The following is a 23466-nucleotide window of genomic DNA, read 5'->3' as shown; positions in this document are numbered from 1 at the left end:
AAATAGAAAATCGTAAATTGATTTCACAAAGTGGTGTAAACATCATGTCAGACATCCTGTTCTGGGTTTATCTGGTAAACTCGATCCTGCTGATAGACCACGAGATCGATTCCGCTTACTGGGAAGAGTGGAAGCTCTTCAGATTGCCAGGTGGAATCACCGGATTCCTCCTGATACACATTCCAGTACTATTTTTTGTGCTATACGGACTGGTACTGATCTACCAGCAGTCTTACATGGGACTTATATGCTCATTGATCCTGAGCCTTAGCGGAATATTTGCATTTACAGCCCATATGTATTTCATAAGTAATGGTCGGGACGAATTCAAAACAACGATCTCGCTACTTATTCTGGCCTCAACGCTGATAGTATCAGTAGTACAAGCCTACCTCACCATCAACCTAATTCTAAAATGATGTAGCAAAAAGACAGTAACATTATCTGCCATCCCCACATCTATTAACACATGAGCACATCACCAAAGATCCCCATCACCGATGAGCACATGCACATCGACCCCCGTGCGAAGGGACTGAAAGCTGTCAGGGAGTTCCAGAACGCAGGGGGAACTCACATCATCCTTGTTTCCAAACCCACATGGACCATCGGAGTTGAGGTCACAGGACCTGAGGACTACAGGATAGTCTTCGATGAGACCGTTGACCTTGCCAGGCAGATCAACGAGACCGGAGTAAAGGCCTTCCCGGTGCTTGGTGTCCATCCGGCCGAGATAACAAAGCTCACCGAACGTATGGAACTTGACAGGGCTGTTGAGCTTATGAAGAGCGGGCTTGAGATCGCTGCAACGTACGTCGATGAGGGAGTTGCCGTGGGGTTAAAGAGCGGACGTCCTCACTATCCGGTATCAGAAGAAATATGGGATGCATCAAATGCTGTCATGGAACACGGTTTCATGCTTGCAAAGGAACACGACTGTGCAATTCAGCTTCATACAGAGAGTGTTGAAGAACCGGAACTGATCGACATTGCCGAAAGGGCAAAGGGAACAGGCATCCGTCTGAACAAGGTGGTAAAACACTACGCTCCCCCGCTTGTGAACGTTTGCGAGAAACTTGGCATCTTCCCGGGAGTACTTGCAGGCAAAGGTGCCATCGAACAGGCCCTTGAAGAGGGAACAAGGTTCATGATGGAAACCGATTATATCGATGACCCTGAAAGACCCGGGGCCGTACTGGGACCAAAGACCATACCCAGAAGGACATTGAAACTTGTGGAAGAGTACGGTGAAGAGCCATTCTGGAAGATCCACAAGGAGAATGTGGAAGAAGTATATGAGGTGGAGATCGAGCTTTGATCAAGCGATCTTAATTTTCTTTCTTTCTTTCTTTCTTTCTTTCTTTCTTTCTTTCATTTCTTCAAACCCCGAAACCTTCCTGCAGGCACTTCTCCCTTCTGCAACCGGCTGTCAGCCTGAGTTGCTCACGGATCTCGATGCAGTTCTGCCATGGGCCATGGATATTGCAGTAGGCGATAGCACAGAACTCACGATACTTGCCAAAGTTCACAAGCCCGAACACAGCATCCGGCTTGACTCCCGGACCGAAGGTTACCCTGCCTATGGTGACCGTATCCATCATCTTGGTACGGCCATAGAGTTCAAAGTATTCGATGTGATGCTCAGGAGTGTTCGGATGTTTCACTTTTTTCCCCACAACAACACGGATGTATTCTTTCCCGGTATCTTCATAGTTCCTGAGGACCTCTATCGTTGGAATGTGTCTTTCTTTTGAACGATCGTCCACTTTATCGGAATATTCGGATCCTATGATATCAGTTAATTCCATTAGTTAACCCACCCTTAGTTCTATAGCATATTTTTGATCAAATGATATATTTAAGTGTGCGAGTAGAAAAACTAAGAATTACCACGAACTTCTAATAGAACATTATATCTGATCTCAACAGCAAACCTTTAATCCTGTCACTTAAATATCTCAAACTCCGACTTATCCTGAGAACATTACATTCCTGAAAACAACTACTTTCCAGAAACCATGTCCCTTAAAAATATAATCGTCAAAGGTGCCAAGGAGCACAACCTGAAGAATGTCGACGTCGTATTCCCCCGTGACAAACTGATAGTCATTACAGGACTGAGCGGGTCGGGAAAATCATCCCTTGCATTCGATACCATATATGCGGAGGGACAGAGAAGGTATGTGGAATCCCTCTCAGCTTATGCAAGGCAGTTCCTGGGGCTTATGGAAAAACCAGATGTAGAGTACATTGAGGGACTTTCCCCTGCCATATCCATCGAACAGAAGACCACCAGCAAGAACCCCCGTTCCACGGTGGGAACGGTTACCGAGATCTATGATTACCTCAGGCTTCTCTATGCAAGGATAGGCATCCGGCACTGTCCGAAATGTGGAAAGGCAATCGAACCCCAGAGCGTTGACCAGATCGTTGACAGCATCATGAGGATAGAAGAAGGCTCAAAGGTCCACATCCTTGCACCTCTTGTGAGAGAACGTAAAGGAGAGTACAAGAAGCTGCTCACGGACCTCAGAGGAGAGGGATTTGCCCGTGCAAGAGTAGATGGCGAGATCGTATCACTGGATGATGTGGAATCCATCGAACTTGGACGCTACTACAAGCACAACATCGAAGTGGTTGTGGACCGCCTTGTGATCAAGAAGGGAATTGAGGAGAGATTGTCGGATTCCGTTGAAACGGCTCTTGAGAAGAGTGGCGGAACACTGATGGTCCACGTTCTTGAAGGCAAGGAGATGGTGTTCAGCGAAAACCTTGCTTGTACGGACTGCGGGATCGGTTTTGAGGAAATGGAACCTTCCGCGTTCTCCTTCAACAGCCCACAGGGTGCCTGTGAGGAATGCCACGGACTTGGAACTTCAATGGAGTTCGACCCCGAACTGATCGTTCCTGATCCCACCCTGACATTGAGAGAAGGTGCCATCGAACACTGGAACAAAAAGGACGGCTATTACATGCAGGCACTGGAATCTGTTGCACAGCATTTCGGTTTCTCAATGGATGTGCCCTTCGAGGAACTTGAGGAAAAGCACAGGGACATCATCTTCAACGGTACCGATGAGATGATCAACTTCGTGCACATCGGCAAGAACGGAGGCATGTGGAAGCACAAAGGACGCTTCAGGGGAGTAATTTCCAACATCTCAAAGACATATGACAATACAGATTCCGAGAACACAAAGGACAGGCTGAGGAAATACATCACCACCAAACCCTGTACAACCTGTAATGGTAACAGATTAAAACCCGCCAGTCTTGCTGTGACCATCAATGACAACAACATCATCGAGGTCACCCAGATGTCCGTGGAGAACTCATTGCGGTTCTTCGAGGAACTGGAGTCAACCCTCACACCTCGGGAATATTCTATTGCAAGGCTGATCCTCAAGGAAATAAAGGCAAGGCTCGGATTCCTCATGGACGTAGGTCTCGATTATCTCACACTGAGCCGCTCGGCAGCAACCCTCTCAGGAGGAGAGGCACAGCGTATCAGGCTTGCCACCCAGATAGGTTCCAGCCTTATGGGCGTGCTGTACATCCTTGACGAGCCAAGCATAGGGCTGCACCAGAGGGACAATCTCAGACTTATCAATACACTGAAGCATCTTCGTGATATTGGCAACACGGTGGTTGTCGTGGAACACGATGAAGAGACGATACTGGATTCTGACTATGTTATCGACATGGGACCAGGTGCAGGTATCCACGGCGGAGAGGTCGTGGCAGAGGGCACGCCGGAAGAGATAATGGCACACCCCGATTCGCTCACCGGCCAGTACATGAGCGGAAAACTTGAGATCGCAGTCCCGGAGAAGAGGCGCAAGCCAACCGGCAAGCTGGTCTTAAAAGGTGCATCACAGAACAACCTCAAGGGTATTGATGTGAATTTCCCGCTTGGGGTCATGGACTGTATCACAGGCGTATCCGGCTCAGGAAAGAGCACACTCATTAATGAGACGCTCAACAAGGTGCTTGCCCAGAAGCTTCACCGTGCAAGGGACAGGCCGGGCAAATACAAGGATATCAAGGGTCTGGAACAGATCGACAAGGTCATCACGATAGACCAGTCCCCTATCGGAAGGACACCGCGTTCCAATCCTGCCACCTATACCAACCTGTTCACACCCATCAGGGAGCTCTTTGCACAGACAAAGATGGCAAAGGCACGCGGTTACAAGCCCGGAAGGTTCAGCTTCAATGTCCGTGGGGGCAGGTGCGAGACATGTTCAGGTGACGGTATCATAACCATCGAGATGCACTTTTTGCCTGACGTTTACGTACCCTGTGAGGTCTGTCACGGGAAGCGCTACAACCGTGAGACACTTGAGGTCACCTACAAGGATAAGACCATCGCGGATGTCCTTGACATGACCGTGGAGGAAGCGCTGGAGTTCTTTGAGAACATACCAAAGATAAAGAACAAGCTCCAGACACTATACGATGTCGGTCTTGGATACATCAAGCTGGGACAGTCCTCGACAACCCTCTCAGGAGGAGAGGCACAGCGCGTGAAGCTGGCAACCGAACTTAGCAGGCGTTCTACCGGCAAGACTGTCTACATTCTTGACGAACCCACAACAGGACTTCATTTCGATGATGTGAAAAAGCTTCTTGATGTGCTCCAGAGACTTGTGGATGCAGGTAACACGGTCATAGTGATCGAACACAACCTCGATGTCATCAAGACAGCGGACTGGGTCATCGACCTGGGACCAGAGGGTGGCGAACGTGGCGGGACCATCGTTGCTGAAGGCACACCTGAGAAACTGGCTAAGAGCAAGGTATCCTATACAGGTGAATTCCTGAAAAGAGTGCTCAAGAAGTAAATTGAAAACTTAAAATGGTCAAAAAAGCAGAGAGTATGGAAAGCTAAAAGGTAAAAAAGGATATCTGACCTGAATGTCAGATATCATAGCCTTCAAAGCAGGAAAGACAGACCATCTGCCCATCTTTTACGCGAAGACGTGTTTCCATTGTTTCCTCGCCACATTCCGCACATGCTATGGAGCGGTATACCATGGCCTTTTCAGGTGGTTCTATCTCCACATTTGTTACGTTGAACAGATCTTCGTCCGGAATGTCGAGGATCGCAAGGGCCCTGTCAGCATGTCTTTGTTTGAACTCTGCCTTTTCCTCATCAGTAGCGGTCCCGTTCCTTACCTTTGGGAAAAGCTCGTTGTAGCGTGGATCCTCACGACTCTGGCGAGGGTTTATTGATATTCTCAGAGCTTTGCGCTCTCCCCTCTTGAAGAACGTGTAAACGTGCTTGCCGAGGTCCTTGAACACAAGGTTTCCTTTTCCAAAGGTACAGCCATTGATCACCTGAATGGCATCAACACTGCATGACTTGTTCTCAACGACCACCACAAGTTCCTCGTCCTCTGATCGGTCTTTGAACTTCTCAGCCGCATAGGTTGCTACCCTGTAACCAATAACAAGTCCAGGGCAAAGGTGCCCGTGGAACTTTACAGCATCTTCCAGTTCCATGATCACACCTTAGAGCTGGCTTCTGATCTTTGCGACAACATTCTCGACCTGTTCCACAGCGGTACCGATATACCTGTCAGGATTCACAAGGTCTGTGATTTCTTCCTCACTAAGATACTGAGTGACCTCTGGCTTTGCCAGAAGGACTTCCTTGAGGTGCTTGCCTGACTCGTGGGCTTCCATTGCGGAGCTTCTCACGATCTCGTGGGCTTCCTGCCTTCCTACACCACGCTTTGCAAGCTCGATCATGATAGCTTCACCCATGTTAAGGCCACGGAGAAGGTCAAGGTTCTTGCGTATGTTCTCAGGATAGAACCTGAGATTCTCGATAACACCGATGGCCAGCTTTAGAAGGTGGTCGGTAAGCACACAGCTTTCAGGGAAGACTACCCTTTCACATGAGGAGTTTGTAAGGTCACGCTCGTCCCAGAGAGTATTGTTCAAAAGTTCCGGCTCGACCATTGAGCGGACTATACGTGCCAGACCGCTGATCTGCTCGGACTTGATAGGGTTCCTCTTGTGAGGCATGGTGGAAGAACCTACCTGTTTCTTGCGGAAGCTCTCCTCGACCTCTGCGATCTCGCTTCTCTGAAGGGAGCGGATCTCCACTGCTATCTTGTCAAGGGTGGTTACTGTGTTTGCCATCCACATGACGAACTCTGCATGGCGGTCACGCTGGATGATCTGGTTCGAGACATCGACACTGCCAAGACCAAGATATTCCATAGTGTATTTCTGGATCTCTATGCCATCCTTGCCGAATGCTGCCTGTGTACCCACAGCCCCGGTCATCTGTCCTACAAGGAGACGTGGTGTAAGCTGTCCCAGACGCTCGAGGTGCCTTGACATCTCACTTGCCCAGATGGCAAACCTGAGACCGTATGTTGTTGGCACACCGATCTGACCGTGCGTCCTTCCTGCACAGACAGTGTTCTTGTGTTCTTCTGCTTTTGTAAGCAATACGTCCAGAAGTATGCGTACCTTATCCTCAAGGATAGCAACTGCATCCATCATCTGAAGAGCAGTAGCGGTGTCCAGGATATCGTTGGATGTTGCACCAAAGTGGACCCACTTGGCAGCATCCTCGCTGCACTGCTCGGAGATCGCAAGGACGATGGCCATCATGTCATGGTGGATCTCATTCTCGATCTCTGTGACCCTTTCCAGATTGACAGAACCTATGCTTCTCTCAATTGCGTTTGCAGCTTCTTCAGGAACTATACCGACCTTTGCTTCAGCCTTCGAAAGAGCAGCCTCTGTCCTGAGGAGCTTGTCAAGACGGTTTGCCTCACTCCAGACATATTTCATTTCTTCGGTACCGTAACGATATTCAATAGGATGGATTGCCATATCTTTTGGTCTCCTTGGATTGTGGAACTATATTTACCAATGAACTATATGGGGTACATAAACAACAAACCCATAAATAAGCTTTGAGCATGAGATTGCATTTCGCATGAAAACATACCTAAAAGAGTGAATAAAAAGGCAATGTTTATCTATTGATAAACACCATAAATTATATTGAGAATAGGGGGAAACTATCATGGAAAAATTACATGTGTTCCTTGATAAGCTTGAAAAGAACGAGTTTACTACCAGGGATATCGACCTTCTTCTAAAGCAGATGGCAGAGGATGCAAAACAGGGAACGATCAGAATGTCAAAGGATGACAGGCAATGGTTCCAGACATATGCATTCGGACTCCAGCAATTCGAGGTCATGTGCAGTAAGGACCCATCCAAAATGAGAGCCGGCGACTGGAGACAGATCGCAGAGGATTTCAGTAAGATCAGGTTCTTCGTCGATGACATGGAAGAAAGGGGTCTTGTAAATAACGTATTCTGGCACGTGGAGGGAATTGTTACTTTCGACATCCCGGATAATTTCGGATACAGGAACTTTGTATATTGCAGGATCAAAAGCTATCTTGAGAAGATATACGGTCTGCAAAAGTGATAAAAATAACAGTATTGTCTGGACAGATTAACAATAGAACGGGCCTGCCGGGGATCGAACCCGGGTTCTAAGCTCCGGAGGCTAAAGTGATATCCACTACACTACAGGCCCATTATACATCATTGTGAAACCCTTAACAGGTTATTAAAATGATGACTTGTTGTAGGATAAACCGGTTATTATATTACTGTTTTGGAACATGAGCTATAAGATAGTCGTATGGTCATGAAAAGACATTTTTATAAAATATGATCATGACATTAGTTCGTTGGTATATTATAATTCAATGAAATATAGTAGATCATTGATATAATATTATTTTTCAAAACATATTAATATTCAATTTAATACATTACACCATGTATATAATGAAATTATCTACGGACAAGATTTGTAAAAACGAGCCCCATTCATGAAAAAGATGACAATGGAAAAAGAAGATCGGAACTCTGAGTGTTATCAAAGGATAGCAGATCTTGAGCAAACCATAAGGGAACTCAAAGAGGAGGTAGCTTTTGTTAACAAAAGATACATGGAAAAAGAAGAGTTCTACAAACTGCATCTTGAGAACCTGAATGATGTTGTCTTTAGTGTAGACAGTAGGGGTAATTTCACCTACATTAGCCCTGCTATCGAACATTTTACAGGTTATTTACCACATGAGGTCATAGGCACCCCATTTACAAGATACATCTATCCTGATGACCTTCCCGGTCTTCTTGAGGATATGGATAAGACAATTAAAGGGGAGCATAAACCATACATGTTCAGGGTTATTTCGAAGTCCGGAAAGATAACACATGTACACACATCTTCAAAGGTTATCCTCAAAGACGGAGAGATTACCGGTCTCAATGGTATAATGGTGAATATCGATCAACTCAAGAAGATCGAGTGTGATCTGATGAGGGAAAAGGAAAAGGCTCAGCATTACCTGAACGTATCGAATGTTATGTTTGTTGCTCTTGACAGGAACCAGAACATCACACTCTTAAATAAAAAAGCAGGGGAAGTCCTTGGTTATTCTGAAAAAGAGATCATTGGAAAGAACTGGTTCGACCTTTTCATACCAGGAAATATAGCTGAAGCCCTAAAGAAGATATTCAACCAGATCATTTCAACTGAAACCAACAATAATGAGTATCACGAAAATCCGATCATCACAAGATCAGGTCAGGAAAGGATAATATCCTGGCATAACTCAATCCTCTACGACAGCAATGGAGCCGCCAGCGGGTTACTTGCCTCGGGAATAGATGTGACTGAAAAGAAAGCCGCTGAAAAAGCCCTGTTTCATGCAAAACTTGAGGCTGAGACCGCCAATCAGGCAAAGAGCACATTTATTGCGAACGTGAGCCATGAACTGCGAACCCCGCTCAATGCAGTTATAGGTTTTTCAGAGATCCTCCTTGAAAAGAAGTTTGGGGATATCAATGAAAGGCAGGAAAGATACCTGTCAAATATATATTCCAGCGGAAAGCGTCTTCTTGACGTCTTTAATTTAATGCTGGAAGTCTCAAAGATCGAATCAGAAGTATTTGAACTTGAATATACTACCATTGAATTAAACGAATTTATGGAAGGTATCAGGGAGTATTTCACACCGATCATCAGGGACAGAGATCAGGAACTTACAGTAAACATCAACACGGATATAAAATGTATCATTGCTGATCTTGATAAGCTGGAAAAGACTCTCATCCACCTCATAGGAAATGCCAGTAAGTTCTCAGAAAAGGGTTGCCCCATTGCAGTTGAAGTTCGTAGCACCGACAGGGACATAATTTTCAGGATAAAGGACAGGGGAATAGGCATCTCTGAAGAGAACATGGATAATCTTTTCAACCCATTTACCCAGGTAGATTCATCCTCAACAAGAGTTCATGGAGGAATGGGACTCGGACTCTGCCTCGCTAAAAAGCACTCCGAGTTACATGGAGGATCACTTAAAGTCAGCAGTGAGCTGAACAAAGGCAGCACCTTTACTTTAACAATACCAATAGAGCCCGAAATCAAAGAATAAGTAATAGTAAAAGAAAATAAAAAAGGAAGGATCATTCCTTTGAAACGTCGTAATAGCACCTTTTAGGTGAGTATATAAGACCTTTTTTCTTCAGGGATGCGATTGCTTTGCTCACGATCTTACTTTCGATATCTGTTGATTCTGCAATGTCGCCCGGCCTTAAGGATTTTTCAGAGCTTTCCAGAGCATTCAGTACTGCTGTTTCGGTTTCAGTTAATGTATCTTCACTCATGATTAAACCTCAAACTGAGATAGATACGTGATAATATAAACGTTTTCTACAAATGATAAAAATAAACGATAGGAATAGTCTTGGTTAAAGAAAAAGATTTTGGAAAAATAAATTAGAAATAGGGAGGAGAGATGTTACAGATAAAAATCTGTAACTTGTTTCAGGTTGTTTTGACCAAAATCGATGTACTCAATTCTGAAGTACGATCTCGATGTTGATGTCTTTTGGAACCTGAATCCTCATGAGCTGCCTTAATGCACGCTCATCAGCTGCGATGTCAATAAGTCTTTTGTGGACACGCATCTCCCAGTGGTCCCATGATGCTGTACCGTCGCCGCTAGGGCTCTTCCTTACAGGAACTACCAGCTTCTTTGTTGGCAGTGGTACTGGACCGGATATGCTTACTCCAGTGCGGTTTGCGATAGCTTTTACCTGATCACAAACACCATCCAGATTCACAGGACTTGTTCCTGATAATCGTATTCTTGCTTTCTGTGCCATGTTCATCTCCTCTAAAAAGAAAGAGAAGAGTGTTATTTCTGTTTAACACTCATGCACATGCCGGCAGCGATTGTCATACCCATATCACGGATAGCGAATCTGCCGAGCTGTGGAATCTCTTTTACAGGCTCAATGCACATTGGCCTGGTTGGTCTGATTGTAACGATTGCTGCATCTCCAGCCTTGATGAAGGTTGGGTTCTCTTCCTTGACCTGACCGGTCTTTGGATCGAGCTTCTTGTCAATGGACATGAGAGTACATGCAGTCTGGGTGGTGTGGCAGTGGAATACAGGTGTGTATCCGACTGTGATAGCGGATGGGTGCTGAAGGACAACGATCTGTCCGGTGAACTCCTCAGCTACCGATGGTGGCTTGTCTGCAGGACCACATACGTCACCTCTCCTGACATCGTTCTTTCCGATACCTCTTACGTTCCAACCGATGTTGTCACCAGGTACTGCTTCAGGAACTTCCTCGTGGTGCATCTCAATTGACTTTACCTCACCGGTTGCACCGCTTGGCATGAATGTGACCTTCTGGCCCTTCTTCATGACACCGGTCTCGACCCTACCTACTGGTACGGTACCGATACCGGAGATGGTGTATGCATCCTGTACTGGGATACGGAGTGGGAGGGAGTCTGGTTTTTCTGGCTCCTTAAGGTTGTTAAGGCAGTCAAGAAGGGATGGACCCTTGTACCATGGGGTGTGCTCGCTTGACTTTGTGATGTTGTCACCCTCGAATGCGGATGTTGGGACGAATGGAACCTCGTCTGCCTTGAATCCGACCATACCGAGAAGCTGGCTGACCTCTTTCTTAACTTCGTTGTACCTGTCCTCGCTGTACTCAGCTGCGTCCATCTTGTTCACAGCAACAATGAGCTGGTTGATACCGAGGGTCCTTGAAAGGAACACGTGCTCCTTTGTCTGAGCCATTACACCATCAGGTGCTGCTACGACAAGAACAGCTGCATCTGCCTGGGAAGCACCGGTGATCATGTTCTTTACGAAGTCACGGTGACCTGGACAGTCCACGACTGTGAAGTAGAACTTGTCTGTATCGAATCTCTTGTGGGAGATATCGATGGTAACTCCTCTCTCACGCTCTTCCTTGAGTGAGTCCATTACCCATGCAAAAGCGAAGGATTCCTTACCTTTCTCTTTTGCTTCTGCCTTGTATTTCTCGATAAGGTGAGCAGGTACTGCACCTGTCTCGAACATCAATCTTCCGACAAAGGTTGACTTGCCGTGGTCAACGTGACCAATAACTGCTAAGTTTATATGTGGTTTCTCAGCCATAATATATTCTCCTTTACTTTGATTGTTAGATGTAATATCTATAATTTTGACCTAAATTGTTGTTCCTACTTTTAAACCTTTCCAGAGGATAGGTTAATTCATGTCAAAAAGATGGATGAAATATCCATCTTACATGCTAAGGAAGTCCTGTGCCTGTGGAAGCTCTTTCTTGAGTCCCTTGCGATCACGGATACCTGAAACTACTTCGCTGATCATGTTGGTTGGAAGTGGTTCAAATCCTGCGAACTCTGTGCTCCACATTGCACGGCCCTCTGTTGCGGACCTGATGTCACCTGCAAATCCAAAGAGCTCGGATACTGGTGCCTTGGACTCGATGATGGTTGTGTCACCCTCGGATGTCATGTTGATGATAATACCACGACGTCCCTGGATCTCCTTTGTAGCTCCACCCATCTGCTCCTGCGGGGTCTGGATGAATACCTTCTGGTATGGCTCGAAGAGTGTGTCGTTTGCCATGAGCATTGCTGCCTGGATTGCCTGCCTGGATGCAGGAATGACCTGTGCAGGACCTCTGTGGACAGCATCCTCGTGGAGCTTTGCGTCCATGAGCTTGACCTTTACACCCATGCATGGTTCCTTTGAAAGTGGACCGCCTTTCATGACCTCTACGAATCCTTCAAGGACAAGCTCCATTGTCTCGTTCAGGTGCTGGATACCCTTGGTCATGTCGAAGTAGGCATTGCTCTCAAAGATATCGACAATGTTCTTCGCCTCATCCTTGTCCATACCTGCTTCAATGAGCTTCTCCCTTCTCTCAAGTTCAGGCATTCTCATGGAGATCTCACCACTACGGATGAGCTCACGTACTTCTGCCTCGAGTGGCTCGACAACAACATAGAATCTGTTGTGCCTGTTAGGGGATTTACCTTCTACAGGACCTGCTGTACCTGTGATGGTCTCACGGTATACCACAATAGGTGGTGTTGTTGTTATCTCTACACCCTTGTCACGCTCGATTCTGTGAGCAATGACCTCAAGGTGAAGTTCACCCATACCGGCCATAAGGTGTTCACCGGTCTCTTCGTCAAGTGTGATCTTAAGTGTTGGGTCTTCCTTTGCGACCTGGCGGAGAACCTCAACGAGCTTTGGAAGGTCCTTCATGTGCTTTGCTTCAACAGCCACAGTGACCACAGGTTCGCTTGCGTGCCTGATGCTCTCGAATGGGTCCATGCCTTCAAGGGTTGTGACGGTTGAACCGACAATAGCATCTTTAAGACCAGTAACTGCAGCAATGTTACCTGCAGGGATCTCGTCCACTTCAAGCCTCTCAGGGCCCATGAACACACCGACCTGCTGGATCCTGTTCTTCTTTGCTGCACCTGACACGTAAACTTCCATACCACGTGTAAGTGAACCGCTGAAAAGCCTTCCTGTTGCGACTTCTCCTGCGTGTGGGTCCATGGAAATGTCAGTTACCATGAATGCAAGGTCTCCCTTTGCGTTAGCGTCAGCCATCTCCTTACCGATACCTTCAGTAAGATCGCCGTGCCAGATGACACCGACCCTGTCTTCCTGAGCATCGATAGGACTTGGAAGGAACCTGATGACCATATCGTTGACTGCTTCGTGGAGTGGGCATTTCTCTGCCAGTGCTTTCATATCTTCAGCACGGCAGTAGTCATATACCTCACCAAAGCTGACACCGGTCTTCTGCATCATAGGAACACTGATAGCCCAGTTATAAAGAGCTGAACCGAATGCTACTGTACCTTCTGCTGCATTGACCTTCCAGCCTGCATTGTAGCGCTCTTCGTTCATGCCTTTGATAAGCTTGTTGACGTGGTCAATGAGCTTACCGAGCCTGATCTGCATCTCCTGTGCATCGACCTGCAACTCATTGATAAGACGGTCGACCTTGTTAATGAAAAGTACTGGTTTGACGTGCTCTTTCAGTGCCTGTCTCAGAACGGTCTCGGTCTGAGGCATGGTACCTTCTACAGCATCAATAACTACTACAGCACCATCTACAGCACGCATTGCACGTGTAACGTCACCACCAAAGTCAACGTGACCCGGTGTGTCGATAAGGTTGATAAGATACTCTTCGTCCTCGTACTCGTGAACCATTGAAACGTTCGCGGAGTCGATGGTGATACCCCTCGCCTGTTCCTCTTCATCAGAGTCCATGAAAAGCTGGCGACCTGCAAGATCCTTGGAGATCATTCCTGCGCCTGCAAGAAGGTTATCTGAAAGAGTTGTTTTTCCGTGATCGATGTGAGCGACAATGCCGATGTTCCTGATCATTACCGGATTACTCATCAGCGCTGTTACACGCTCAACCATTTTTTTCCTTCGTCCCATAATAAAACCTACGATTGAATCTGTAAAAAATAAAGAACAACACGATTAACGTGCTGCCTTTGCGACCCTTTCCTTACCATCCTTTCTGTTGATGGAGAAGCACTTTGCATCACGGTTTGAAGCTGCGATAAGCTCAGATGCAAGGCAGTCGGAAGCGGAGCGCTTTGACTTGAATGATGCCTGGTTTGCACCCATTGTGATGTATCTCAGTGCGATGTCGACACGCCTCTGTGGTGCGGTATCTACTGCTTTTGGTACGGAGATACCACCGTATTTGAGCCTTACGACCTCTTCCCTTGGACCTGCGTTGGCAATGGCCTCCACAAGTACCTGAACAGGGTTCTTCTGGGTCCTCTTGTTGATAACATCAAATGCATCGTCCACAATACGCATAGCAAGCTGTTTCTTACCGGTGTTCTGCTCATTGCGCATCACGTTGTTAACGAGACGCTCAACAATGCAAAGATCGGATTTGTTGAACTGCTGTCTTGCGTGTTTGCCTGACGTGTGTGGAATGATAACAGGATCAAGATTTACATATCTCTTGATACCAGCATCAGTAACCTCTACCTCTGAAAGATCCCATTTTCCGAATAACTTGTACATGGAATTATCTCCTTGGTTTTTCCTTTCTTCCAATGACCATTTCTCTCAGGCTGACGTTGTTGACTGCAATGACCTTGAAGCGTACTCCGGGAATATCACCCATTGCACCACCCATACGGCCACCGATCCTTTCTACGGTCACTTCGTCGTGCTCATCGATGAAGTTGATAGCACCGTCACCTGGGCAGAAAGCTGTTGCCTGACGACCATTCTTGATCAGCTGGATCCTTACACATTTCCTGATAGCAGAGTTTGGCTGTTTTGCTTCAACACCTACTTTTTCAAGTACGATTCCACGACCCTGTGGTGCGCCACCAAGAGGGTCTGCTTTAACATCCAGACCTAAGGTACGCCTGCTGTAGCCGGTGTCTTTCCACCTGGCATCCTTGCGGACCTGTTGAAGTCTGTGAGCTGCATATTTTCCATTTGGCATATATTATCCTCCCAATAATGTTCCGTACATAATGAGTTGAATTTATTATAATTATATGTGAACGATAGTTCACTGTAAGATCACATCATCGATATCGTGATGGCGACTAACTACCATTTTTACCTTTTCAATATTACTTCCATTGCGTCCGATAGCAAGACCTTTTTCACTTGCAGGTACATCCACATAGGCGACCTTCTTGCCACCTTTCTCAGATATATTGACGGACTTGACAGACACAGTACCGAATGCATTCTTTATAAATGTAACCGGCTCATCCGAATATTCAATGAGCTCTATGTGCTTGTCAACGGACTTTTTTACCCGGTTTATGTTGTCTCCACGTTTTCCAATAGCAGCACCCATGTCACCAGTATTCACGACATAGATGACCCTGCCATCATCGATAATACAATCTTTAATTGAGGCGTGGGTCATACTTTCAAACAAAGCAATATATCTTACACATTCTGTTGAAAGTCTGATCTCACCCAATTAATACAACTCCTGATTTAAGCAACTGCAAGTATGTCTGATTCTCCTGCATCCATAATAGCCATTGCTGCAATGGTGAATGGCTTACCGCATGCAGGACCAAGGTCCACACTTGTTCCATCGTAGTTCAGGACCGGCACGCCTGTTGCTTCGATCTGTGTTCTGACGTCTGCAGGACAGTTGGATGCAAGAACTACCATTTTTGCTTCGTTCTTGACAGCTGCATCAATGGTGCGGTTAGCACCGATGATAACAGAACCTGTCCTGATAACTTTGATAAGTGCTTTATCAACATTAATATCCATTTTACATCAACTCATATATTTGTCAATTTGAGATTTGTATTCTAATAACTGATTCCTTATATCTACTTTCTGGTTGTACTCATTGCTCCCCAACGTCTTCAAAGGGATTTCTGGCAACCAGATGAACGTCACCTGTACCAAGTTTTATAGGCTGACCGACAATGATGTTCTCAGTAACACCATTGAGCTCATCCACATCTCCACGCATACCTGCATCAAGCAGGTGGTTCACAGTGACCTCGAACGCTGCACGGGCAAATACACTGGCCTTCTCACCGGAGATTCCATGACGACCGATCTGCTTTACTTCACCATCACAGGTCATGATGTCTGCCACAAGCATGATGTGGCGAATATCAACAGTAAGACCCTGCTCACGAAGGGTATCACTTGCTTCTTTTATGATGGAATTGCGGGCAGCTTCGATGCCGAATACCTCATAGATCTCACCAATATTATTGGTGTAAGTCCTTGTGATATCGACACCCTCAACTTCAAGGACTTCCCTCAGCATGGACCCCTCCGTATAGAGAGTATACTCATCGCCATCTTTCCTGATAACTACCCTCTTGATACCCTCAATACCCTTGAGAGTAATAGTGTGGATCTTCTTGGCAAGCTGAAGCAATTCCCTGTATGAAGATTCGTTAGGATGCACAATTATCTGGTTGCTCACAGCACTTGAGATCTTGACAGCAACACCAAGTTCATCTTCAAGCTTCTCTGCAATAGCATCAACAGTGATATCCCTCTGAACAAGCATTTTCTCGTTCAGGTCGACAACAAGATTCATGTTAGCAAGATCTGTAGTAACATCTGCAAGATGTGCAATGTGAGTTGCTTCGATCTCCCAGGCAACCTTCCTTGCAAGGTCCCTGTCAGTTGCATAACCTTCTGCAAGTGCAACTGTCATCATAGGAGTACTCGGCGTCTTTCTGGCATCCACGATCTCGATAAGACGTGGAAGACCCAGTGTAACGTTGATCTCAGCGACACCGGCGTAGTGGAAGGTACGCATGGTCATCTGAGTACCCGGTTCACCAATGGACTGCGCAGATACAACACCCACAGCCTCACATGGTTCGACACAGGCATAATTATAGTCAGCCATTACACGCTCGATGATCTCCTCAAGTTCTTTCTTGGTAACACCTACCTGCATCACATCGTTCTTGAGGGTCTCAAGTGTGGTCTTCGGAAGTGAAAGACCACCAATCATGGAATCAATAGTTGCTTCACTGATGGACATCATGCCACCTCCTTTCCTGTAACGGCCCTGACAACACGGTGTATCGCCTCAGGCTTACTGTAATCACTCTTTGTGGAGTCGATACCATCTTCTCCATACTTGAACTGGACGATTACACCTCTGGTCTCACGCACGGAACCGTCATACTGGACCTCAAGGTCCTGGAGTGCGTTAACAAGACGCCTCTGCAGGTAACCAGACTGGGAAGTACGTACCGCAGTATCTACAAGACCCTCACGACCTCCTATTGCGTGGAAGAAGTATTCGGTAGGGTTCAGTCCGCTCTTGTAACTTGCCTTAACGAAACCGTGTGCATCTGCACCAAGGTCACCCTTGTCAAAGTGAGGCAATGTTCTTCCGGCATATCCTCTTCTGATACGCTCACCACGAACAGCCTGCTGTCCGACACAGGCAGCCATCTGAGTCAGGTTCAAGATAGAACCACGAGCACCAGACCTTGCCATAATAACCGCAGAGTTCTCAAGACCAAGCTGGTTATCGGCTATCCTACCGGTGTCATCCCTGGCCTTACCCAGGGTCTGCATGATCCTCATCTCGATCGTTTCTGCAAGTGTCCTACCTGGCAATGGTTCAAGTTCCTTTGCCTCATATGCCTGGATAAGTGCAGCCACTTCATCCTCGGCACTCTTGAGCCTTGCTGCGATCTCGACCTTGGCATCCCTTGGGATATCCTCATCACTGATACCGAAGCTCAGTCCGGTCTTCATGACACCCCTGATAGCAAGCCTTGTGAAGTCATCCACGAACTGGGCACCTGCAGTGGTTCCGAATTCCTTGACAACCTTATCAAGGATCTTACCTTTGAAAGCACCGATGGACTGTTCATCGATAGTACCTTTGAGGAGTTCACCGTCTTCGATAACAACGTAAGCATCATGCTCACATTCACTTTTCTTACATGTCTCGCACTTGTAACATACCTGTGCAGGGAACTCTACATAAAGTCCCTTAGGAAGGATCTGACTGAAGATCTGCTTACCATTCCAGTATGGTTCACCACTTTCCAGGTGTCCGGCAGGTTCCGGCAACTCACGCAACTCGGACTTGCGGAGAAGTTCCAGAGCATCGTTCTTACTGATGAAATTCTCATTTCTGGTCAGAAGGAACAGACCTGAGATGTGGTCGTGGATACCACCAATGATAGGACCACCGAAACGTGGGGACAGGATGTTCTCCTGCACCTGCATGAGGATGCTTGCCTCTGCACGGGATTCCTCAGTCTGGAGCACGTGCATGTTCATCTCATCACCGTCAAAGTCAGCATTGTATGGCGGACATACTGCAGGATTGAGCTTGAAGGTCTTGTTTGGAAGTACCTTTACACGGTGAGCCATGATACTCATCTTGTGAAGAGAAGGCTGCCTGTTGAACAGAACGATATCCCCGTCCTGCATCTGCCTTTCGACAACCCATCCGGGTTCAATTTTCTCCACAAGCTCCTCGGCATTCAGCTCGGTCACCTTGATACGGCGACCATCGTCACGGATGACATAGTTAGCACCTGGATGGACCTCTTTTCCACGGCGTATGTACTCCTTCATCAGATCAAGGTTCCTCGAAATGACCCTCACAGGGATGGTCATCTGCATTGCAATTGCGATCGGCACACCGACCTCATTGATACTGAGGTTTGGATCAGGGGAAACTACCGTACGTGCGGAGAAGTTGACACGCTTACCGGAAAGACTGCCTCTGAAACGCCCTTCCTTACCCTTAAGACGCTGGGTAAGTGTCTTCAGTGGCCTTCCCGACCTGTGCCTTGCAGGTGGTACACCTGAAACTTCGTTGTCGAAATAAGTTGTAACGTGATACTGTAACAGCTCCCACAGGTCCTCAATAATAAGCTGTGGAGCACCTGCATCCCTGTTCTCCTGGAAACGCTGGTTTATACGGATGATATCTACAAGCTTGTGTGTAAGGTCGTCTTCACTTCTCTGACCGGACTCAAGTGTGATCGAAGGTCTCACTGTGACCGGTGGGACCGGAAGCACTGTAAGGATCATCCACTCAGGTCGGGCAGTATCCGGGTTCATTCCCATTACACGGATATCATCGTCAGAGACATTTTCGAACCTGTCACGGATCTCGGTAGGGGTAAGCTTGTGACCATCCTCGATATACTCACTTGGCTTCTCGAACTTGATCTCAAGCTGGGTTTCGCCACAGTAAGGACAGACCTTTGGCTTCCTTGCCTCTTTAAAGACATCATTGATGACATCATCAGGGAGGTGGCCCATGTCCTTGTATTTGGAAAGCTGTTCGAGATATTCCCTCTTCTTGCTCTCCTCAAGCATAAGGGAACTGCATTTGCAGCATACTGAACGTAAGATCTTACGGATAGTCTTGTTAAAGCCCACGTGAATCACAGGGGCCACAAGTTCAATGTGACCGAAGTGACCTGGACATTCTCCGGCGCGGCTGCCACAGGTCTTACATTTAAGTCCAGGGTCGATCACACCAAGACGCAGGTCCATAAGTCCCATATCGATAGGGTAACCGTCGTCATCATAGGTGTCCGCAGTTATGATCGATGTGACACTCATCTTCCTCACTTCGCGAGGGGAAATCAGACCGAATTTGATCGCACCGATCCTTTTTGGTATTGAAGGTATCATATTATCCATCTTGCATCACCATCAGACTGCATCATCAAGTCTAAGTCTTGGAGCAACTCCCAGAGATTTGATCTCATCAAGGAGCAACTTGAAAGCATAGCTCATTTCCACCGGGTGGATATCAGTTTCCGCACCACAGTTCGAACAATACCTGACATTACGTGTCCTGTCAAAGGTAGCTATCATACCACAGTGTCCGCAGACAAGCTCAACTACCTTATCAGACTCGTCAAGCAACCTCTCCTTGAGAGTCATTGCAGCACCGTGACCGATCAGTACATCCCTTTCCATTTCACCAAACCTGAGACCTCCTTCACGGGCACGTCCTTCTGTTGGCTGGCGAGTCAGTACCTGTACAGGACCTCTTGACCTGGCGTGTATCTTTGATGCAACCATATGATGCAGTTTCTGGTAAAGGATAACACCTACGAAAACATCTGCCTGGATCTTCTTTCCGGTCACACCGTCGGAGAATACTTCCTTACCCGTGTGTGAGAAACCGTGTTTCTTAAGGCCTTCACGGATATCGTCCTCGGTCTCACCTGAGAAAGCGGTCCCGTTGATACGGCGTCCCTCAATGGAACCTACCTTACCACCGATCATCTCCAGAACGTGAGCGACGGTCATACGTGAAGGGATAGCGTGTGGGTTAATTACAAGATCAGGCACCATTCCGGATTCTGTGAATGGCATATCCTGATACGGAACGATCAGACCGATAACTCCTTTCTGACCGTGCCTTGATGCGAACTTGTCACCGATCTCAGGGATCCTCTGGTCCCTTATCTTAACCTTTGCAAGACGGGTACCATTAATGGATTCGGTCAGAATGACAGTGTCCACGATACCTTTCTCGTTGGAACGCATGGTAATTGCACTTTCCCTGCGCTGCTCAACGGTGATACCGAAATCAGACTGCTCTTCAAGGAACCTCGGAGGACTTGTCTTTCCGATAAGAACATCATTAGGACCTACAATGGTCTCAGGGTTCACAAGACCGTCGATGTCAAGGTTTGCATATGCTTCTGCACTGCGGGCACCCCTGAACTCAGAGTCAGGGATCTCGAACTTGTCCTCCTGCCCACCAGGATAGCGGCGTTCTTCTCCCTCGAATGTCCTCAGGAAGTGACTTCTTCCAAGACCCCTCTCAATGGAACCTTTGTTGAAGACAAGCGCATCCTCAATGTTGTGTCCTTCGTATGACATGACAGCAACAACGAAATTCTGTCCTGCAGGGCGGTCATCGAAATGAATAGACTCACATGTGTGAGTACGTGTAAGTGCTTTCTGAGGATAGTGGAGTACATGTGCACGGGTGTCCGGCCTGAGCTTAAGGTTAGAGGTGGATACACCAATACACTGCTTAATCATCGCTGCACCCATAGTGTTCCTCGGAGATGCATTGTGCTCCGGATATGGAACCATTCCGGTACATATACCAAGCATAAGTGAAGGGTCGATCTCAAGGTGAGTGTGCTTTGGGGTAAGGTCTTCTTCATAAAGACCAATGAAAGCGTTCTCTTCTTCCTCAGCGTCCAGATACTCGATACATCCCTGCGCCACAAGTTCAGGGAATGATAGTTCACCGGACTCCAGCTTCTCGATATGTTCGCCTGTGACCAGAGGTATACCGTCCTCCACAATGATCAATGGCCTTCTGGCGCGACCCATATCCGAATTTATGATCACTTCGTGAATATCTTCATAAAGTGTTACATTTAACTGAGAAGACAACAGTCCACTGCGGCGCTGCTTCCTGATATCCTCAACAAGTTCCACCGGATTGTTATGTGTTCCGATAAGCTCTCCGTCAAGGAATACCTTTGTTTCAGTCATTCAAGTACCTCCATTTTATCATCGCCGAGGGGGTCAATGTTCTCATCCATAAAATCATGATAATCATCCTCTGCCTTATGAGTCACATCCTCAGGTACAATATCAAGTTCCTCTGCATAGATGACATCGGAAGAATAATCAAGTACCTTTTCAGGAACATACAGTTCAACAGGGTTCACTCCGATACCATGCAGGATGTTCTTGACAGAACTCACATCCTCCTCACCGGTCGAGAGCTCGACCATCTGGGCAAAGTTCTTCACAAGACCACAGTTAGGACCTTCAGGAGTCTCGGAAGGACAAAGTCTTCCCCACTGTGTCGGGTGCAGGTCACGGGCCTCGAAGTGAGGCTGTGCTCTTGACAGAGGGGAGATTACACGTCTCAGGTGTGAGAGTGTTGAGATGTAATCGGTACGGTCAAGCAACTGTGATACACCACTTCTTCCACCTACCCAGTTACCCGTAGCAAGTGGATGCTGGAGTCTGTCAGTAAGAACATCGGCACGCACAAGGGTTGCCACATTAAGTTCCCTGTTCCTCATATTAGCCCTCTCGAGCTGGTATTTCACATCACGTGCAAGACGGTTGAAAGCTACCCTGAACAGATCTTCCATCAGGTCGCCTGTAAGTTTTAGCCTCTTGTTGGAATAGTGGTCCTTATCATCGGCACTTCTCCTGCCAAGTGCAAGTTCGAAGCATGACTCAGCCATCCTTCCAAGGAAGTGAGCCTTTGCGATCCGGTCTGCAGGATCATTTCCAAGGTGTGGGAGCAAGTAGCGGTCAATTACGTAGTTTGCACGCTTCATCTGATATTCCCTCGCCTGGCCTGATGCAACACGACTACCGATCTTCTCGATAGCATCCTCAATGGTGTGTACCTCAGCTTCTTCGAGATTCTCGAACATGAACTTCATGATCTCCTGGTCAGTGGAGACTACCTTTACGACATCCTCATCAGTCTCGATCCCGAGGGCACGCAGCAATGTGATGAAGTTGATACGACCGGAAATGGATGGGAATGATACCTCAAGAAGGGACTTCCTGCCTCTTTCCACAACTACAAGTGCCCTGTAACCTCTCCTCTGGGAGAAGACCTTTGCGACCTCGATCATATCACCATAGCGTTCACCGAACTCTGCCAGGATCTTGTTAGGTGCAAGGTCCTCGAGAGTCATTACAACACGCTCGGTACCATTGACGATGAAATATCCTCCCGGATCAAGCGGATCCTCACCGTGCTGGATCATTTCAGAATCATGGATCCCAACCAGATTACAGATATCTGATTTGATCATAACCGGAAGCTGGCCGATCTTGGCTTCCCTTGGCTCCTGTTCCTCACCATTCTGTACAACAGACATCTCCAGGAAAAGGGGAGCTGAATAGGAAAGGTTACGTAACCTTGCCTCGTTCGGATACAACTTCTCAATTGCACCGTCGGCTTCCTTAACTACCGGATTTTCCACCCTTATCCTGCCAAGCTTAACATAGATATCCTCAAGATCGGTCTCGATTATACCCTGCTCATCAATGATCTTCTGGAGACCATTTTTGAGAAACTTGTTGTAAGAGTCAATGTGATGCTGCACAATCTTGTCCTTTGTAAAATAGGCCTCTGATAATATGCTTGTATCTAATGCGATGATAGCACCCTCTTTTAGTTAATTGGATATTTCGGAGTAATAAGATGATTATAATAAACGGCATCCATCTGAATGGATACAGTACTGACTAGGCCGGCTGTGATGTTATGAAGATTCATCATGCAGCGGCCAAAAAAAGTAGAGAAAGAATAAACGGAATGTCTCAAATCTGAAACCTCGTGTTCACTCTATTACATATCTGTAATACAGTGCTTCGCCTGCAGTCTGACTCTTGCGAGTGATCTTAACAACGTCGCCTGGCATCGCATCAATTTCCTGTGCGATGGGATCGGTCACTTTTAATTTTGGTAACTGCTCCCTCTCTACATTATAGTGCTTCAGGACAGTCCTTAGTTCATCCTCATCCATAATCTCATGATTGGGGATTAATTCGTGGTCAAGCAGGCTGAACTTACTCAAAT

Annotated in this window: 21 protein-coding genes and 1 tRNA gene; 5 read left to right on the top strand and 17 right to left on the bottom strand. The window is 46.9% G+C overall.

What is annotated here, in order from left to right; translation table 11 throughout:
* Positions 1-44: 44 nt before the first annotated feature.
* Both ACR3I3_RS05835 and ACR3I3_RS05830 read left to right on the top strand, forming a co-directional pair.
* The gene (locus ACR3I3_RS05835) at positions 45-419 is read left to right on the top strand and encodes a DUF6713 family protein (RefSeq protein WP_440953608.1); all 375 of its coding nucleotides are present in this window, start codon (positions 45-47) and stop codon (positions 417-419) included.
* Positions 420-469: 50 nt separating this feature from the next.
* On the top strand, positions 470-1318 hold the full coding sequence (locus ACR3I3_RS05830; protein WP_440953607.1) for a TatD family hydrolase: 849 nt from the start codon (positions 470-472) through the stop codon (positions 1316-1318).
* 61 nt (positions 1319-1379) lie between these two features.
* Here the strand turns inward: ACR3I3_RS05830 and ACR3I3_RS05825 are convergent, their stop codons facing one another.
* Positions 1380-1808 (bottom strand): desulfoferrodoxin family protein, encoded by a 429-nt coding sequence (locus ACR3I3_RS05825; RefSeq protein WP_440953606.1) that lies wholly within the window; start codon positions 1806-1808, stop codon positions 1380-1382.
* A 210-nt stretch (positions 1809-2018) separates the two neighbouring features.
* Here ACR3I3_RS05825 and uvrA point away from each other — a divergent pair, with 210 nt between their 5' ends.
* Positions 2019-4844, top strand: a complete 2826-nt coding sequence (uvrA, locus tag ACR3I3_RS05820) for an excinuclease ABC subunit UvrA (protein ID WP_440953605.1) — start codon at positions 2019-2021, stop codon at positions 4842-4844.
* Positions 4845-4920: 76 nt separating this feature from the next.
* Here uvrA and ACR3I3_RS05815 read toward each other — a convergent pair whose 3' ends face one another.
* Both ACR3I3_RS05815 and purB read right to left on the bottom strand, forming a co-directional pair.
* On the bottom strand, positions 4921-5505 hold the full coding sequence (locus ACR3I3_RS05815) for an FmdE family protein (protein WP_440953604.1): 585 nt from the start codon (positions 5503-5505) through the stop codon (positions 4921-4923).
* Between the two features lie 9 nt (positions 5506-5514).
* Positions 5515-6855: an adenylosuccinate lyase gene (gene purB, locus ACR3I3_RS05810; protein WP_440953603.1), complete on the bottom strand. Its 1341-nt coding sequence runs from the start codon at positions 6853-6855 to the stop codon at positions 5515-5517.
* Between the two features lie 196 nt (positions 6856-7051).
* Here purB and ACR3I3_RS05805 point away from each other — a divergent pair, with 196 nt between their 5' ends.
* Positions 7052-7465, top strand: coding sequence for a hypothetical protein (locus ACR3I3_RS05805; protein WP_440953602.1), 414 nt, complete (start codon positions 7052-7054; stop codon positions 7463-7465).
* A 39-nt stretch (positions 7466-7504) separates the two neighbouring features.
* Here the strand turns inward: ACR3I3_RS05805 and ACR3I3_RS05800 are convergent.
* Positions 7505-7576: transfer RNA gene (locus ACR3I3_RS05800), tRNA-Arg, on the bottom strand.
* Between the two features lie 301 nt (positions 7577-7877).
* On the opposite strand from ACR3I3_RS05800, the gene ACR3I3_RS05795 reads away from it, so the two are divergent.
* Complete coding sequence (locus tag ACR3I3_RS05795; RefSeq protein WP_440953601.1) at positions 7878-9488, top strand: PAS domain-containing sensor histidine kinase; 1611 nt, start codon at positions 7878-7880, stop codon at positions 9486-9488.
* Positions 9489-9519: 31 nt separating this feature from the next.
* Here the strand turns inward: ACR3I3_RS05795 and ACR3I3_RS05790 are convergent, their stop codons facing one another.
* From ACR3I3_RS05790 to ACR3I3_RS05730, 13 genes are all read right to left on the bottom strand, one after another.
* A complete protein-coding gene (locus tag ACR3I3_RS05790) occupies positions 9520-9720 on the bottom strand; it encodes a MarR family transcriptional regulator (protein ID WP_440953600.1) in 201 nt (66 codons plus the stop codon).
* Positions 9721-9909: 189 nt separating this feature from the next.
* The gene (gene rpsJ, locus ACR3I3_RS05785; RefSeq protein WP_048195085.1) at positions 9910-10221 is read right to left on the bottom strand and encodes a 30S ribosomal protein S10; all 312 of its coding nucleotides are present in this window, start codon (positions 10219-10221) and stop codon (positions 9910-9912) included.
* A 32-nt stretch (positions 10222-10253) separates the two neighbouring features.
* Positions 10254-11522, bottom strand: a complete 1269-nt coding sequence (tuf, locus tag ACR3I3_RS05780) for a translation elongation factor EF-1 subunit alpha (protein WP_440953757.1) — start codon at positions 11520-11522, stop codon at positions 10254-10256.
* Between the two features lie 126 nt (positions 11523-11648).
* Positions 11649-13841 (bottom strand): elongation factor EF-2, encoded by a 2193-nt coding sequence (locus ACR3I3_RS05775; protein WP_440953599.1) that lies wholly within the window; start codon positions 13839-13841, stop codon positions 11649-11651.
* A gap of 45 nt (positions 13842-13886) precedes the next feature.
* Positions 13887-14447, bottom strand: a complete 561-nt coding sequence (locus ACR3I3_RS05770; protein WP_440953598.1) for a 30S ribosomal protein S7 — start codon at positions 14445-14447, stop codon at positions 13887-13889.
* 4 nt (positions 14448-14451) lie between these two features.
* The gene (locus ACR3I3_RS05765; RefSeq protein WP_440953597.1) at positions 14452-14880 is read right to left on the bottom strand and encodes a 30S ribosomal protein S12; all 429 of its coding nucleotides are present in this window, start codon (positions 14878-14880) and stop codon (positions 14452-14454) included.
* A gap of 69 nt (positions 14881-14949) precedes the next feature.
* A complete protein-coding gene (locus ACR3I3_RS05760; RefSeq protein WP_440953596.1) occupies positions 14950-15375 on the bottom strand; it encodes a NusA-like transcription termination signal-binding factor in 426 nt (141 codons plus the stop codon).
* Positions 15376-15392: 17 nt separating this feature from the next.
* Positions 15393-15680 carry a 50S ribosomal protein L30e gene (locus ACR3I3_RS05755; protein ID WP_440953595.1) on the bottom strand — a complete coding sequence of 96 codons (288 nt, stop codon included), beginning with the start codon at positions 15678-15680 and terminating at the stop codon, positions 15393-15395.
* A 79-nt stretch (positions 15681-15759) separates the two neighbouring features.
* Positions 15760-16929, bottom strand: coding sequence for a DNA-directed RNA polymerase subunit A'' (gene rpoA2 / locus ACR3I3_RS05750; RefSeq protein WP_440953756.1), 1170 nt, complete (start codon positions 16927-16929; stop codon positions 15760-15762).
* Entirely contained in the window at positions 16929-19574 is a 2646-nt protein-coding gene (locus tag ACR3I3_RS05745; protein WP_440953594.1) for a DNA-directed RNA polymerase subunit A', read from the bottom strand. Before ACR3I3_RS05745 ends, rpoA2 begins: the two co-directional genes overlap by 1 nt.
* A 12-nt stretch (positions 19575-19586) precedes the next feature.
* A complete protein-coding gene (rpoB, locus tag ACR3I3_RS05740) occupies positions 19587-21401 on the bottom strand; it encodes a DNA-directed RNA polymerase subunit B (protein ID WP_440953593.1) in 1815 nt (604 codons plus the stop codon).
* A complete protein-coding gene (locus ACR3I3_RS05735; RefSeq protein WP_440953592.1) occupies positions 21398-22990 on the bottom strand; it encodes a DNA-directed RNA polymerase subunit B'' in 1593 nt (530 codons plus the stop codon). The genes rpoB and ACR3I3_RS05735 overlap by 4 nt, the downstream gene beginning before the upstream one ends.
* A gap of 237 nt (positions 22991-23227) precedes the next feature.
* Positions 23228-23464, bottom strand: coding sequence for a DNA-directed RNA polymerase subunit H (locus ACR3I3_RS05730; protein WP_440953591.1), 237 nt, complete (start codon positions 23462-23464; stop codon positions 23228-23230).
* Between the last annotated feature and the right edge of the window lie 2 nt (positions 23465-23466).

It is taken from the genome of Methanococcoides mangrovi (genome assembly GCF_052057775.1).
GTDB lineage: Archaea > Halobacteriota > Methanosarcinia > Methanosarcinales > Methanosarcinaceae > Methanococcoides.
The sequence above is the reverse complement of the archived record's forward strand: the minus strand, read 5'-3'. Positions and strand labels throughout refer to the sequence as shown.